The 16,982-nt window shown below is 34.6% G+C and carries 8 protein-coding genes; all 8 read right to left on the reverse strand.

All coding sequences use genetic code 11. From position 1 onward, the window contains the following. Nucleotides 1–114: 114 nt before the first annotated feature. Nucleotides 115–7,761 (reverse strand): LPD38 domain-containing protein, encoded by a 7,647-nt coding sequence (locus L1275_RS11885; RefSeq protein ID WP_253473370.1) that lies wholly within the window; start codon nt 7,759–7,761, stop codon nt 115–117. After that, nucleotides 7,761–9,197, reverse strand: a complete 1,437-nt coding sequence (locus L1275_RS11890; RefSeq protein WP_253473373.1) for a trichohyalin-plectin-homology domain domain-containing protein — start codon at nt 9,195–9,197, stop codon at nt 7,761–7,763. The genes L1275_RS11885 and L1275_RS11890 overlap by 1 nt, the downstream gene beginning before the upstream one ends. Nucleotides 9,198–9,199: 2 nt before the next feature. Next, entirely contained in the window at nt 9,200–9,877 is a 678-nt protein-coding gene (locus L1275_RS11895; protein ID WP_253473375.1) for a hypothetical protein, read from the reverse strand. A gap of 73 nt (nt 9,878–9,950) precedes the next feature. Continuing rightward, nucleotides 9,951–10,352: a hypothetical protein gene (locus L1275_RS11900; protein ID WP_253473378.1), complete on the reverse strand. Its 402-nt coding sequence runs from the start codon at nt 10,350–10,352 to the stop codon at nt 9,951–9,953. Beyond that, nucleotides 10,345–11,064 (reverse strand): hypothetical protein, encoded by a 720-nt coding sequence (locus tag L1275_RS11905; RefSeq protein WP_253473381.1) that lies wholly within the window; start codon nt 11,062–11,064, stop codon nt 10,345–10,347. Before L1275_RS11905 ends, L1275_RS11900 begins: the two co-directional genes overlap by 8 nt. A gap of 2 nt (nt 11,065–11,066) precedes the next feature. After that, nucleotides 11,067–15,380, reverse strand: a complete 4,314-nt coding sequence (locus L1275_RS11910) for a fibronectin type III domain-containing protein (protein WP_253473384.1) — start codon at nt 15,378–15,380, stop codon at nt 11,067–11,069. A 1-nt stretch (nt 15,381) separates the two neighbouring features. Further along, nucleotides 15,382–16,203 carry a hypothetical protein gene (locus L1275_RS11915; protein ID WP_253473387.1) on the reverse strand — a complete coding sequence of 274 codons (822 nt, stop codon included), beginning with the start codon at nt 16,201–16,203 and terminating at the stop codon, nt 15,382–15,384. After that, on the reverse strand, nt 16,203–16,895 hold the full coding sequence (locus tag L1275_RS11920; protein WP_253473390.1) for a hypothetical protein: 693 nt from the start codon (nt 16,893–16,895) through the stop codon (nt 16,203–16,205). Before L1275_RS11920 ends, L1275_RS11915 begins: the two co-directional genes overlap by 1 nt. Nucleotides 16,896–16,982: the final 87 nt, after the last annotated feature.

Here is a 16,982-nt window from a genome sequence, read left to right on the forward strand (position 1 = left end):
ATAGTGTTTTTTTTAAACTAATATTTACTTATCTTTGTGATATTAAACTAGTTATATATGAAAACGTTTTCATATAAATCATACAAACTTAATATAATCACTATAAAAAAGCCCCTATTTCGGGGCTTTTTTCGTTTCATTAATCAGTTGACGATACTCAAACATCGCTTCTGCGTTTATCGCTTTGTATTGAAACATCTGCCTTTTAAGTTTTAAATCCTCTTTGGATAGTTTTTCGGAATTGTTTAAATCTGAACCAAATAACTCAACCATCAATAAAGCTTTGTGCTGTGCATTGTTCGCATACTTAATTTCAAATACAGCGGAGTTTACATTTTTGTTTTTGATTTGATCGCTAACTCGAGTTCTAGCACGCTTCTTGTCATAAGCACTCATATCCGTAGTGATTTCATTTAATTTTTTATTCACTTCGGTTCGAGTTATATTTCCATCCAAATGATCCTTTACAACTGCTTTTACTTCATTTTTAAATTTGAGGTTTTCGATTTCAATTTTTTCAAGTTCTTTTTTAATTTCTTCGTTTTGCCCTATTCTACGGTTGAACTCGCTGGTTTCCTTAACAGCTCGATTAAAGGACGATTTAAGCATGTCGTTTTTAAACTTGTCCATTATGGCCTTTGAGTCTTTATCGGACATCATAGCATCCATTCCGCCGTAAAGCATACCGATATAAGGCGAAGTACTTGGAGTTGTCACAATACTTTCTACAGCTGCTTTCATTCTTACTGGTGACCATCCCTGTTGCTCTCCAATTTTTTTGTAAAAATCCTCAACTGATGCGTTTTCGAATCCTTCTGCCGGAACAGGAACTTTTCCTCTTAAAATAGATAAATCTTGTTCGCGGAAAAAATCATAACCCGTTGCATAAGACAAAGCGCCTTTAATAAGTGGATTTCTGGTGACATTATCTGTTATTCCAAATTCAACGGGGCTAATGTTTTTCTCTAATGCAAATCCGATATCCCGTATTGTATTACTCCTTGATTTATCTCCTGCAGATGCCTTCATGTAATCTCTCATGATATTTTCAGTCAAGGAAAAAAATGGTGTCAACTGTTGGGCCTTGGCTATTCTAAAATATTGAAATTCTCCTTTATCATTTCGGTTACCATTAAAGACGATGAAATAATTAATACGATCATACTTCGAAACACCTTTAATCGCTTTATTGTAAAGCTCTGAGCTAGTCATATCCTTTTCATCTTCACTCCCGGTTCCTGATAATAACGCTAAACTAACTCCAATCGGAACAGACGACATAATTGCTGCAGCTTGAGTAACTCGCAAAGTAGTTTCAATTGGACGTTCTCTAAAATTATCAAACATTACTCTTGTTCCTTGAGTAGCGGCATTCAAATATGGAATAAAAGCATCGATATCTTTTGTTATTGCCCCGCCTTGGTTGAAATCCATGGTATTCCTAGCAGATGATACGGCATTGGTATAGATGTCTTCCAACTGATTTTTTTCTGTAACTTCTTCAATTTTTTTTAACCCCAATTCTTTGAGTTGATTTTTAATTGAGCGATTGAATACAGCCATTCTAAAGCCTACTTCTGAATACATCTGTAAACTTTGAAGTGTAGCTACGCTAAAAGCTTTTTTAGTTCTTTCCTTGGTCTTATTGTCAATCTTATCCAAAACTTTTTGCATGGAAGAAGTACCTTTAAATCTACCTTGTTCCATTAAGAAATCCATCATCCCACCATATTTAATGAAGTTCTTGAAATTGTCGGTTTCCTTTCTAATATCGCGAATACCTTGTGAAGCATCACCTGTAAGTTGAACAAAATTTTTAAGCAAATTCGCGCCATATTCTTCTGAAAAAGTAGAGATAAAAAGAAAATCTCTAGGAGTATTGGTAATAAAGAAAGTTGGATTATTCCCAGTTGCAATAGCTTTTACTAACCCTACACCGGAACTCATGGCAACCTTTTCTTTAATATCAGGTGTTTTAAAAATTCTTGCCATGGAATCAAAATACTGCTCATGAAACTGATCCTCCATGAGAATATTATTCTTTACCCCATTTACATAATAATAAGTGTTAGAAAAGCCTATAGGAGTTTTCTTTGTCTTATAAATGGGATTACCTGATTCCGTAAAACCAATGATAGGGTTGTGTTTTACTCGTTTTTGTAATTCCTCAAAATATTTAATCGTATCGCGTTCTTTCTTGGTTGGATTAATTTTGGATTTTAATTGAGCGACCTCAGTTGCTTGTTTTTCCATAAATTCAACGAGCTTACTATTAGTACGGTTCAAAGCAATCGTCTTTGCTCGCATATTGATAGCTCGTGAAAGCAAGTATTGTGAATCATTGACTAAGGAGGTGTCAAGACCTCTTTCTAATTTCTGTATTTGTTCTTGTCCAAGTCCTCCAGTGTTCCCATTATCCAAATGGGCTGTTTCGGTTTCTGCATTTTGCATGAACTCTAAAAACTGTCTCGGTTGGTAATCAATATCAAAAAAACGGTCCCGGCTTTCTTTTGAGATTATTCCGGTCTCGAGCATCTGGTCCAATAAATCGCGGAAAGTATCAAAATAAGCTTCAGAACGCTTTACTAAATCATTGAATTTTTCGGAACCTAATTCGGTTTCAAGCGTGCTTAAATAAGCTTTAGCAACGTTATCGTTAATATAATCCTGATGAACAACTGTTGGTAAATTCTCTTTCCGACGGTTCTCGTCTATCGCGATAAAGCGTTTCAATTGGATTACCCTATCAAGAAGTTTAATTTCAGGAGATGAAAGGCCCTTGTATATTTTAGAATGTGCTTCATCATACATCTGTTTAGCGAATGCCGTTGCTCCTTTACTTGCTACAATGTAGTTTCTGACTAGTCTACCTCCAGATTTATTAAGGATGAATTTTGGTAAGAACTGACGATCAAAGAACTTTGCTATGAAAGTAGAAAAAGCTTTATCCAAACTAAATTTAGGATTCATTAGAGCATCTGCTTCTTTATCAGCTTTGTCAAAAGAATCGTCGACAATCTTTTTAGCATCCTCTTCTGTAACTGCTTTTTGTCTTTCTAAATAATCCTTGGCCATCATCTTTTCCATACGGTCAGAATATTGTTTTAAAATATCCTTTTCCGAAACACCGTTTTTTAAATGCTCGTCAACTTCTTTTTCTAAAGAGGTGCGAGATTTTTCACTTGCATTGCGTTCGTATGGTTTATTGAGGTAATCTATGAAGTTATTGTCGAGGTCTGATTTTTCTACAGATGTTAAGTTTTTATACCATTCCGTTTGTTGAACTGCATTAAGTCCGGCTGATATAATATCCGCAACAGTACTTGCGGTTTGCGCTGCTAATTTCATCGCCATTAAACCTTGTCTAGCAACAACCAATGGTAAATTCATTCCGAGGGTATCTTTTCCAAACTTATCTATATCTGAAATAAGCTTGTCTATACCTTCAATAAAATCATTGATTTTTAAATCATGGGAAAGGTTGACTTTGGTATCTTTAGTTGAAGACTGATGTTCCTTGTTTTCGGAAATCATATTGTCGATGACATAGATGATTCCCTCTTCACTCTTTAATACATTTCTTGGATGTAGATCTGAAACAGTATATTGCCCGTTGGTAAATGAAGTGTCAGTAACTTTAGTAAAACCTAAAGATTCCATAAAAGAAGCTATTACTGATTTCTCAACGTGTTCTGCTTGACTTACAAAAGGCTGTTTAATTACTACCTCAACATATGGTGCACGATTGGCTCCATTGTCAAATCCAGAAAAACCAACTAATTCATAACTTGTTTCAGGGAATAATTTATTGTGATTTTCAATGTAATCTAAAAGGTTGGAAACTAAAAACTGAGAATTGAATAAATTGTTGCTTTTATAAACCGAACGTTCTTCAGCGTTTAAAACAACTGTATTTTCGTTTCCGCTTCCAAAGGCTTTTCCTAACGAATAAATATCATCTATCCATAAATTATTCTCCTTTGCATACTCAAAAACAACTCTTTTCTCAAGATCTGATAAATCATGAGGATTCATTTCTAAAGATTCTCCTTCTGGTTGATTTTTTGCAAACTCTCTCTTTGCTTCTTCAATTCTTCCTCTAATATTATCGGAGATTGATTTTCTGCTAGATTCTTCATTGCTGCTTCCGAGTTCGCTTTGTGGGCCTCCGTCAAGTATTCCGGTTTCTCCGCCGCGTTCCTTACTTGTGCTTTCGCTATTGTCTCGTCTACTCTCTTCTTGAACTCTGGATCTTTCTCCATTCTCTGTAGTATTTGCAACTTCGCTAACGATCGTTCTGCTGGCGTCATTGGTCTGCGTGGAGTTTCTTCTTTCTTGCTCATAGTATTGATCGTTTTCGGTTTGTAAATTTACAAAATCTTCTTCATTCATCACATCAAATAAAGAAGCATATTCATCATAAAATTTTTGTTTAGTTGCCTTTTGTTCAAAAGCTTGATTTAAAAAATGGTCTGTTGCTGGTAATCCCGTAATTTCCGTGAACGCGGTTTTCAAAGCTGTTAAATCTTCTTTCATATTTCGGTCTAAGAAATCCTTTTTACCTCGGGGATTTTCCACAATAAAATCAACGATGTCTTGTTCAGTAACCTCAACTCCTGAAATTTCAGAAATCTCTTGAGCAAGAGAGTCCAACGGGCGACCTTCCCCCTTTTTACCGAAATACTGCATTGCAATACTTTGAGTAATATAGTTGACATCGGCATTGTCCACAAAGCTTTCACGGGAAACAGCACCAATATTTTCGGCAATCATTCTTTGTTTATAATCCAATTCAGAACGATATTCTTCACGACTGGTCAAAGCAATAGCCTCCGCTATTTGACTAGCATTTTGGGAGGTTTCCGCAATATGTTTGTTGGCCGTAACTCCTTCCTCTATATTCGATGTATCAGATTCTTGTCCTTCTGTAAAATCAAGGGATTTAGCATATTCTTTTTGCAGTATTCTTATAGTTGGCCTACTTGGCGTCCCTCCATTTTCATCTTTAAATACCAACTCATTATTTTCATAAGAAACGGAATAAGGTTTTCCATTTGTAGATGCTTTTATCTCTTTTACTTTTGGCTCTCTAATTGACTGCGTGTTACCGGTTTCTTGTACTTCTTCTCGAATAACACTTTCTCCTTCTTGGTTTTCAAGTGTATTACTGACTTCTTCCACGTTAATAGCTCCAGTTCGAACATCTTCATTAATAATAGTATTTTCGGCTTGTGGTATTTCATTTTCGATGGGGTTATTGAGAGGGACAATGATGTCCCTCTCTGAATTTTGTTTCTGATATATTTTTAAAGCTCTGGCTGAAATCTCTTCATCTTTCAAATCAACTTCTTTCGTGCCTTCAGGATCTTTCTCTGCTATTAGTTCGCGACTAGCCTGGTCTTTTAACTTGATTACTTCTTCTGGTCTTAGAAGGTTTAATTTCGCATTTGCTTCTCCGTTTAGTAGTCCTCGACGTTGGGATTCCGCTGTGTCAAACTCTTCTTTTAAATTATTAGCTAATTGTTTTTTAATATCATCCGAAAGGTTTTCCTCATTTTGAATTTCACGAACTTTTTGTTTGATATTGGCCTGAGTTCTTTCGATTCTTCTTATCTCGTCAAATTCACCTTGTGGCATATCTTCAATGCCTTTTGCTTGCTTAACAAGTAGTCCATTGAGTTTTGTTTTTGCAGTTGAAATTTGGTCTTCGACAATTATTCGAACAGACGGAGCGGTAGAATTTTGATCAAGCGTTTTTTCAAATTCTAATATTTGAGCATTTGCTTTTTGGATTCTATTATCTAGCGAAAATGGTTTAATTGCACTTGAAACAATATGAGAAGCACTCGGTATTAACAATCCCATAATCGCCCCAGCTGAAGCTGCGTCTTTTACATTATCAAAAATACCCACATCTTTACCTAGAACAAACTTATCCATCACGTTCTGCATTATTTCTGTAGCAGATTCGTCTAATCCTTCATAAACACCGCCTTTTACTACTTCTCCAGTAGCTCCTACTGCGCTTTTCCAAAAACCCTTAGCAATCATTGCCCTCTCTGGACTAGTAGCGCTTTTTATAACTCGACTTGCATTCGTCAAAAGCATTCTATCAACCATGGCCGAAGCCGTTTCGGTCGCCCCAAAGCCTAAAGGAACAAGTGCCTTTTCTAGATAACTGTAATTAGCACCTTGAGTGTCTTCTTCCGAACGCATTTCATCATACTTGGTACCGGTTGCAGAAACACCTAAAGCACCAGTTCCTCCTGCTCCAGTCGCAACCATTGCATAAATAGGAATTTGACTCGCTACTGCGGTGTTCCAAAACCACTGACCAAAGTCACTAATGTCATTAATTTCATCTACTGAAATAGGTTTTGCAATACCGGCCCTAACATCTTTACTAACTCCTTTTATAGCTTCTTGTAATATTCTAGATTGAACTGGCGAACCAGTTCCGGTTGTTTCTCCTATCCAATCAGTCGCTCCGATTAAACCTGCTGTCAAATCAAGTCCTGTTGCGCCAGCATTATTAGTGAAATTTTTAAACCAACTATAATCCCTTTTAAACACATCGATATTTTCAGAAGCTTGTCCGAGTTCTTTTGTATTTGACACATAATCTTGATGTGTACTAATAGCTTCTTTTAATATCGAATTATATCTATTTTGTAACTCCGAAAACTCTTGTTGTTTTTCAGGACCAATAGGAGTATTCTTAGATTCTTCAACAACCTCATTTACTCTAGCCTGAATATTTTCAATCTCGCCACGCAAAAGATTTTGTTTCTCCAAGTTAAATTTGTCTTTTTCTTTAAGGGAGTTGTAATTGAAAGTCTGAAAAGTATTCAACTTATCTTTATGAGTTGGTCCCCCTATTTCCGATTGGGTGTTTTGCAAGTCTTTTAACAAAGCCCTTGTCTGAGTATCTTCCTGCGACTTTAAATTTTTGTTTATTTTTAAAGCACGTGCTTGAGCAATTCTTTCCTCATCAGTTACAATAGGCAGTGGTTTGTTTTCTTTCTTTGCTTGGATTTGTTGCTTTTTAATCAATCCATCAACCTCTTTTAATTCGTCGGACAATGGATTAGTGTCCATCTTAAACTTGTCAACTACCTTTTCTCTTTCAGAAACCGGTAAAACTCCTGCAGCTGCATCTATTAAAAGGTTAAATCCTTTCTTGCCATACGTTTTTAAATTATTGACAAAACCTGATTGATTTATTTCAGCATCAACTCCTTGTACTATTTCTTGTTTTTTGTCGTCGGAAATAGTTTTTGATTGTTGAAATTGATCGAATAGACGGGAGTACTCAGGATTGTATTTTTTAAGTTTCTCGTTGTTCCACGCCATAGTTCCTTCTACGGCTCCTTGTGATGTTGGTGTTGATGACTCCGGAACAGAATTTTCAGTTATTGTCTTTGTGATTTTTTCAATCGGATTCAACGACGTAGCCGAAGAACTTCTTTCCAGTGGAAAAGCCGACTTTTGACTTTGTGAAGTAGATTGTGTAGCGTCTTTTTTTTTTAAAGGTTTAATGCCAAATTTCTGAATTGCCTCGTCAACTTTGTCTCCATACTTTGATTCTAAATCTTCTCTAGAATAAGTCTGTCCTTTAAATATAAATTGAGGTTCAGTAGTTGATAAAATTTCTTTAAAGCCAAATTTGGTTATAGCTTCCTGTGTTTTATCCCCATATTTTGCTCGTAACGCTTCGTGAGAATACTCTTGTCCTTTGTATGTATATTTCTTATCGTCCATTATAGATCAGGTAGGTCGTTTAAATTGGGTAAATTATCGGTTTTACTATTTTGTTTAAAACCTGCTCTCTCTTTCATTTCAGAAACTGATATTCCTAGTTGCGCTGCGATTCTGGATTCTGTCTCTTTTGATACGGTAATTACTTTTTTTGCTTTATCAGTAACTACAGTTTTCATTTCTCCATCACCTCCAAGTACATTCGAAGTCTTCTTTCCGTCTAAATAAGACACATCAACCATCAGTTTACCATCTTTAGAATAAGTATAATTGTCAATTGTCGCATCAGTTATAGTTGCGCCTTTAGTGTTTATTGCTGGTATTTTCACTTTACCGGTAACCGGTACGCTCTTAGAGTTGGCTCCGATTCTATCAATATTATTTTTACCCCATGTATTTATAGACGGATCAACCGCTTCTCCTGTGAAAGCTTTGTCTTTTACTTTATCCGCCGAATCTCGTGCGTCCTTCGATTTATCAAAATTTAATCTCTCCCTAGAAATAGATGCATTGTGATCGACATCTTTTTTAGAAGATTGATCTTTACTCATTACTATTCTTTCTGTTATATCTTTTTCAATTGCTCTTATAGCATCTTCTGGAGGTTTAGTATAATCATATCCTAATTCTCTTAACCTAGATTTTGCAAATGGGGTTACCTCTCCGTCGCTTCCATAAATAAGCGAGTTTGCCATTACTTGAGCATTTTTGATAGGAACTCCCTTGGTGGTGGTGGTGGTATATCCGTTTACATCTTGGTTTTCCACTGTACCCATTCCTTTGGCCGCATCCGAAACTACTTTATCGTAATTCAATTTTGGCTGAAAATCCCAAACACCTAATCCCTGTTGAAGATTATCCCAGGGCATTAGATCAATCTTTCCATCGTCATCATTGTCTCTAAAGCCAACTAATGGAAACCCATTTTCATCTAGTCCTCCCAGATAAGATTCAAAACCACTCAATACTTTTTTCTCAAAATCAGGATTCTGAAAAAAGCTACCACCATCGATTCCCTTTTTATAATCGTCAATTAATTTTGTAAAATTTCCTGTTGCAGTTTGTAAGTTTGATGATAAATTATCAAGGTTAGAGTTTTCGATTTCTAGCTTTACACGTTCAGAATCTGAAATATCACCGTTACGAAGAGCATTATAGATCTCTCCTTTACGATTAACAGCTTGCATGATAATTTTTCCTTGGAACTCGTTTAATGAACCTGATCCAGTGTCCGTGTTTTTAGGCATATTACTTAAAAGTCGTTCACGCAATTTTTCATCACGAGCAAGTAATTTGTCTTTACGATGTTGTTCTATCTGCTCTTGTTGCCGCTTTTCTTGTCTTACATTATAATTTGCCTGTTCCTGCTGATTTACCCAGTCCGATATCGATGGCTGATTTGAACGTTCTGTCCCGTAAACATTATTAGAATTTGCCATAACTAAAGATTATAGTTGTTTCCGTACATTTGCTTTTCTGCAAATAAATCGTTCACTCTTGGAATTTGAAAAATGGTATTAGAAAAAGGATTATAATTATTAGGAACTGACTGGTGAGTATTTAAAGTTAAAGAGTTTGATAGACTATTTTCTTGTGGATTAGAAAAACTCGAATCTGTCGCCCCAATAGTTCTTCCCATAGATGCTAAAGCACTCATTCCTCCAAAAACTCCATTTTGAGTCATGGCATCTCCTGCCTGAAATTGCGAAGAAAGAGCATTGATATTTTGGTTGTCACGATTTTCTTTTGTTCCGCGAATCCTAATATCATCTTCCGCGATTGCGTAATCCCGTTTAATTACTTGATCGTCGAGATCTTTTTGAATTTGTCGATTAACAGAGTTTGTTTCGGCTTGTATTCTTGGCAAAGTAGCCGAAATACCTCGTGAGCCAGTACCTTGAATTACATCTATAACATTAGCAGTACTTCGTTGAGATTCTTCACGAAGAAGATCCGTTCCGACAGTACTGATCTGAATATTCTCAAAAGCGTTTGTTAAGGTTTCTCGCTCGTAGTTATTAAGTTCGTCCTTAGCCTTTTTCTTTTTCTGTTCTCCTTCGTAGATTGAGTAACCTGCTGCCGCTACGCCGATGGCCGCACTCGTGATCGCTGCACACATAAAACTGATATTAATATTTATTCAAAGATAAACAAATTACATATCCTTTTACATATCCGATATATTTTTTAATTTATAAAGAAATTATCATTTCAACTGTATTTGAGGAACCTACAGAAAATCCTTCCGCTTTAAAGTGCTTTATGAGGTTAGGGTTTTTTAGACTTGTATATATAGCTTTATAGCCCTTGTTTTTAATAACTACACCCAATTCTCTAATAAGAATTTTAATAGCTTCTTGACGGTTCTTGTCCTTGTATTCTGGGTTCGAAACAATAAATTCAATCCAAGCAATTTTTGAGTTAGTGAAATAAATAAAACCTGCACAAATATCGATTCCCTCTTTATGAATAATTAAGCCACAAGTTCCGTTTTCAGGTAGAAATTCTCTAGCCGGTGCAGGAAATCTAAAGTATCTCCACCATTCAATTAAATTGTCGTAATCAGTTTCTTGCAATCTTCTAGCCTTAAACATATGATTTTATGATATTAGAATTTATTGCAAACAATTCAACTTGCTTACCTTCATTATTCGTTAATTCAACTTCTGCAAAATAGCCACGGATTTCTCCTCCGTCTATTCTTGAACTCTTCTTTGCTAATGCTATCTTCCCAATACTAGAAGATGATACACTACTATCAAGAGTTATTGAAGTATTATCTTTGTTTCTAATAATACCTATAAATTCTGGTGTTTCCCCATTCATTAAATAAAGTTTATCTCCAATATCAACCGAATCAGAAACCAAATCGAAACCAACTTGATTGTTGTTGATCGACTTTACAACACCTATCCCTTGTACCGCCCCAGAAAAATCATCTTCATTTTCATTTCCTCTTAAATACGTAAAAAATCTACTTTCACGCTGATTAAACTCTTCTGGTTTTAAAGTAGTTTCTGTTAGGTTAGTTTTTAATGAAACCTGCCAAGGAGAATTTCCCTCAATAATGAATGTTTTGAAAATTTTATCTTCATTGGCAACATCATTAAAAATAGTGACCATTGATGAAGGAAATCGAACGCCATAAAAGGTGTTTGTAATAGGGTTTTGCTTATCGTTATGCTCCCATATCTCACCATTTTTTGCAGTAATAAATACATTTCCTACTCTAAACATCATTTCTGGGTAGTAAGTAAAAAAAGTAGCCCATCCAGTTTCCTTTTCTCTAAATGAAATTGTTTTCATAGTTATGTAGTTTGGGTTTGAATATAATTTGAATAAGCACCATACGTTGCTGTTCTAATTCTAAACTCATATATGGAGTTAGGATCTAAACCATTGAAATCTTGAATATAACTGAAGTTATTGTCATACTGGACATCCCTAAATAAAGGACTTGACCATAAGGCTGTTCCTGATTTTCTAAAGGAAAGCTCATGACCTCTGATTCCGCACTGTGACTCTGACCCATTCCATGCAACTCTTATAGTATCAGGAATCAATTCATCCCACATCGCTGTAAAAATTTGTGGAGGAGTTACTGTTCCATACTTGTCGCGATAATCCCAAATCATATATAGAATTTGATCATCTGAAATTTTATTGAAATTAAATGTTGCAGAGTGAATTAGATTAAATCCATCTAAATTGTTAGTCTCTGTAATAAGTAAAGTAGATTCATTCATTATGGCTTCAAAATCGTTTTCAGTGAATAAAACATTTGATATTAAATAACCAAGTCTATTACAGTTTTTTGAGAATTTCCCGGAGCTAGAAGTGTCTTCTAGAATTTGCATAGTAACTAGAGATCCGTTTTCTGGGAATTTACCGACTCCTTGTATTCCTGACTCGACTTCAAATAAACTTACTGGATAACTATCAATAAAATAATTCGAGTTATAAAATGAACTACTGCCCCACTTCACACGATTATTAATTACAGATCCCTGGTCATTAATGTCAGTTAAAATGATGTTTATTATTTTTAAAGTTTTACCAACAGGACATGCGTTCGAAATTTGAAAAGAAATTTTTTCTGTTTCAGGAATAACCTTTGAGTTTACTACTCCATTTACACTAGGTACTTCAACATAAATTTCAATTGCACCAAGTCCTGAAGCATTGTTTTTAACAAATTGTTGGCCCATGTAATTAGCTAAAATAGTTGCAAAACCTTCTGTAACATTATAGTTAAGTGTTGTTGTTCCTCTAAACTCATTTAATTTAAAGTCAATTTCTGTAACAGTGTCTACTTGATAGTATTGACCAAGGACATTACACCCAAATTCTGGTACTTCAACTTCATTATCTCCTATTGTGATTTGATAAAATTGATTATAAGGATCAAATCCACCGATAATTCTAGAGTTTGCATTTTCGGTTAGCTCTTTTCTAAAGAATCCCTCCATACCATATACGATTGGAGATATTCCGTTATTAGATAATCTCCAAACTAGACCACGTTTAGCGTCCACTCCGTAAACTCTATTTCCGTGTGTTGCGAATGATTCCGGATGACTTAGTCCATATTCTCCTGCATATGGTATGTACTCTCCCAGAACGTATGGTACTTTGGCAACATTCGTCGATCCATCAGCATTATACATCGCATCTTTACCGAAAAGTACTTGTCCAATTTTATCTAACTGACAAACCAATAAGTTTCCTTCTCGCCCGAGTAAATGAGAAATACTTCCGTTATTTTTATCTAATTCTTTCCAATTTAATTTAACTGGATTAAAACTATTTAGCCCGTTTATACCAGCGCTCTCAACATAGGAATCTGAATAAGTGACATCCGAATAACGAGTAACTTCTCCATATTCTTCTGTTGATGTAGTAGTAGGTTGTAAATCAATATTAAGATAGTTCTTGTTGAACATGTCCTTGATTTTATAACTCTCAACTCCGTTACCGAAATTGAAACAGTTATAAAAACTGTCTAGTGAAATTTCTGCAGCATTTCCATTAGTCTGATTTAATATGTTTCCTTGATGTTGACCGTTTACAATTTTAAACACCTCTTCAGTTTGGTAGAAAATTCCTGTATCAGCAGTACGTTTGGGTTCAGTTTCAAATACATATAGCCCAGAATCGGCTGTTCTTACAATTAGTTTAAAATCTACGTGAGCTGTCCTTCCTCCGCTCAACCCAGATTTGGTACCTTTTACAGTTAAATACTCTTTACCGTTTTTATTCTCCCAATATATTCTTCCTGCATAATTATCATGTTCTTGATTTTCAGCAACGACATTTCCATACAGAATCGATTGATTCAAAACATTTTGATTTACCCAATCTTTTAAAGAATTATAATGAACTTGAGTAGTGTAGTTTTTCTCTAATGTATTATACCTCCAACCTCTATCAGGACGATGATTTGAGTCTATAAAAAGATAAACTGATGACCCAACAGGTATTTCAAAATCTCCTTCAATATTTAGATCCGTGAGTGCGTACGGGTAATTACCTGAGCCTTTTTGTGAACCATTTCCAGAATAAGAGTAATTTCTAAAATTTAGCTTACCCATTATAAAACCATCTGGTTTAATCTTCATGTATAACCCCGCTTGCTCTATTAAATCGGTACCAGACGAATCTTTATTACCTGTTATAAAATCTTTAGGTTGAGATTTTACTTCAAGAACTGGTGTTTTAATTATATTTTGAATTGGTTTACCGCCAATAGATTTTAAAATTATCACATCACCTTCCTTAACTTTGTCTTTATTACTTCCTTCTAACTTACACCAAGTATATAATTCTTCATCATAAAAAATATTGATAAATATATTTTCATAACTCAAAGGCGATGACTTGACAGCAAACTTAAAACTAGTAGCCCATTTAGGAGGTTTATTGTTAATTCGTATTCTTAATTTTGATTGTTTTTCAAGATCAGTTTGAGCGACAAATGCTGTATTATTTAAAGACGTCAAAGCTGTAGTGCCCCTTTTAAAATCATCCTGATACAATATTGCAACTTCATAATCTCGATTTGTTTTTAATGAATTAGAGTCATTGATTAATCTATTAGAAAAGCTGGAGGGATCGGTTATATTAAAGTTAAAAGCTAAATTATTACTTGCATTACTTGGGTCTTGAATTCTCCCCCATGTAAGACCAAAAAGCACATTACCATTACTTTCAGCTATTGTATAAAGTTTAGGATATTCAATTACGGCCCAACTGGGATAACTTTCAAAAATTAAATTATCTTTAATCTTCTGATTTATGATCTCTATAAATCCCTCAAAGTCCGGCTGACTATATACCCCATGTGCAGTTGAAAAATTAGATGACACCACAAAATCAGTACTATCCGAAAACGCCACATTATTAGTGATTTTACTCCTGAATTCTAGAAAAAACGTAAGAACAGAGCCTTCAATAAAGGTCTGACCCTGTGACGCAAATAAGAAAAAACCACCTATGCTGTTATCAAAACCATATTTTAAATAATTGATCACATCTAAGGGTTTCTTTGAGATCGATACTTCGTAATCAACATTTATCTTTTTATTTGATGAGTCCATCAAGTCATATCCCTCAGTATAATTACCAACAATAAGCCGATTACCTATTGTAGTAAGAGCTTTGGCTCGTCTCGGTACATTGTCAAATTGTTTAAAAAATTCATTTTCAGGTAAAACCTTGTATAGCTTATTATTTGAGTAATTAAATGATTTTTCAATATTATCTCCCCAGGAATTTTTCTTTTTATTAAAGCTTTCAATAATGTATTCGGTATTTGAATTACTTTCTTTAGCAATAACTTGAATTTCCAAAACTCTTTTATCTCCGGTGTTAATAATCACAGAAATGGCGTTGAATTGATTGACCATCGAAACATTGTCTAAAGTTTCATAATCAATCTTGTATCCTTTGGGATAAAACTTATAATTAGTGACTGGGCTCAAAGCCGAATAATCACCATCAAGATATTTGTATCTGTATGCAAACGAAATGAACTTTTCTTCAATATTATTACCTAATCCTAGTGAATAGGTATACTTAGTCTTTGGCGCAAAAAGTGGCGGCTTCTTTATTAAATAGATGTCCTCTTTCTCAAATCCATTTGCTCCATATTCTTTTGCTCGCTCAATATTGATACAGCATATTTCCATATTGTTATCTGTCCAAACAAGCATATCCTTTTTAGTATCCTCAGAAATAATTTTGCATATACCTGTGATCTTTCCTTTCTTTTGTAAATTCAAGATTCTAGTTGAAGCTGGACGGGTATCTTCCAATAAAATACTTACTGACTTGGTATCTAAAGAATATTCAATCAAATAAGCACCCCGATTTGACCTCACAAACCAATAAACTTTCCGCTTGGTTTCGTCAGATAATCCGCCTAATGTTTCTGCGCCAGAACCTAAATTAAGATTTGTAAGTCTTTTGTTCGAAAGCGTTTTTTCTATAGCTCCAACATCTGACCCTTCAGAAGTATTTACAATCACATTTTCAGCATGACGAAAATAGCCATTAGGAAGTAATCGCTCATCAATATCTTGGTTCATTATTCCTTTTTCGAATGTTCTTCTGATATCTGGCATATTATAAGTGTTTAGCTATTTGTAGTAAGTCGAAATTTGCACGAGCCATTTTTGCTTTATGCAGCGAAGATTTATATATGTTTGAAGCTCTTAATTTCTCATTGGCCGGCACGTTTCTATTTCTTTCAATGCAAGCGTGGTAAATAAAATCCTCGATTGATTTTTGTAGGTATTTATGCACAGTGATTTCTTCTTCTCGTAATCCAGCTTGCAATCCATCAGAAACATATTCGATTACAACTTCCTTGTCCATCAGATCAGAACTGAAAAGAAATTTACCGGCCCTTTCATCAACTTTAAAGTGACCATATTTAGATAGCTTAGCTGTGTCTACAGAGCTCCCAGAGCATCCACTAGGGATTGAATACTTTTTATAAGGCTTTGCGTAGCCATTTAAAGAATCAGCCGTTAAAATCCCTCCTTTCTCATCAAATAGAATTTCTCCTTTATGGTCCTGAAGATATCCAACAGCAGTAGATATACTCTCATTGATATCTAAAGGCTGCAAATAGAAACCTCCATTTGAAGTATTGAACACAACTACCGATACGCGAACATAATTCACGTAGTCCTGTGGAACTATTACAACGAGATTATCTGGAACAGTAATCTCAAATGCGAGAACATCATTAGCAGCGCTTTTATTGACTTCTTTAATCGCTTGTAATGCATAATGAAATAGTCGAAACCTCTTTATATTTCTTAAATAACTATCATCATCCATTGCTCCTAAAAGCATGTTATCGATAATATCTTTTAAAGAAATGTATTGGTAATTTCCGTGTTGACTTTCGTCATTATAATATTGATGTGGTGTTGTCATTAGTTCGCGTTTTCTTGATTGAATTCAATATTCTCTTTGGTCATGGTGATTTGCTGTAAGTCTTGTTCTTTGAGATTAATACCTAATAGCTGAAGCGTTTTTAAAACCACATTACTAAATTCACTTTTGTGCAAATCGATATCCTGAAAATCTAGCGCACTCGGATTGTATATTTCAGTCCCATTAGCAACGAAATAAGTCCATTTAGGGATTTTTGGGTTTCTTAGATAACTAATAGTAACCTTATCGATTATCGTTGAAGGAGCTATCTTTATTTGATCAGCATATTTATTATAAACGGGATATTGATTTGTAGCGATTTTCTTAACTAAGTTGAATTCACTATTTGATTTTGTATTTTCAACCTCAACCTCATTGCAAAAAACAGCATCAATAAACCTTAAATCACTTGGCCACACAAAATACCCATCCTTATAAATCATGGGCTTATTTTCAACTAAAAAGTGATTAAGCTTTTCTCTAATTCTGTCAGGTATATTTTCAATATCTCGTCCAATTAATCCCTTATTCTGCCGATTAAGCATTCGGTTTAAATCAGGAAGGTACTCTTCATATATCTCATTAATCACTTTGTTAATGAAAAGTCTTATCTCAGATGGCTTACTGTTTCCTCTAATATCTGAATTTGCTAAAGCAAGAACCGTTTTATAAACTAAATCAATTGAAATCATATCGTTATGTTTAGATACAAAGATAAACAAATATATATCCGATATATTTTAAGATATATTGAATTTACAAAAAACGCCTGACTTAAA

The organism is Flavobacterium sp. HSC-61S13 (genome assembly GCF_024171535.1).
GTDB lineage: Bacteria > Bacteroidota > Bacteroidia > Flavobacteriales > Flavobacteriaceae > Flavobacterium.

Bases quoted from the DNA above. Each gene is read 5' to 3' on its own strand.
- L1275_RS11885 (WP_253473370.1), bottom strand. From the start codon at position 7,761: ATGGACGATAAGAAATATACATACAAAGGACAAGAGTATTCTCACGAA.
- L1275_RS11890 (WP_253473373.1), bottom strand. From the start codon at position 9,197: ATGGCAAATTCTAATAATGTTTACGGGACAGAACGTTCAAATCAGCCA.
- L1275_RS11895 (WP_253473375.1), bottom strand. From the start codon at position 9,877: ATGTGTGCAGCGATCACGAGTGCGGCCATCGGCGTAGCGGCAGCAGGT.
- L1275_RS11900 (WP_253473378.1), bottom strand. From the start codon at position 10,352: ATGTTTAAGGCTAGAAGATTGCAAGAAACTGATTACGACAATTTAATT.
- L1275_RS11905 (WP_253473381.1), bottom strand. From the start codon at position 11,064: ATGAAAACAATTTCATTTAGAGAAAAGGAAACTGGATGGGCTACTTTT.
- L1275_RS11910 (WP_253473384.1), bottom strand. From the start codon at position 15,380: ATGCCAGATATCAGAAGAACATTCGAAAAAGGAATAATGAACCAAGAT.
- L1275_RS11915 (WP_253473387.1), bottom strand. From the start codon at position 16,203: ATGACAACACCACATCAATATTATAATGACGAAAGTCAACACGGAAAT.
- L1275_RS11920 (WP_253473390.1), bottom strand. From the start codon at position 16,895: ATGATTTCAATTGATTTAGTTTATAAAACGGTTCTTGCTTTAGCAAAT.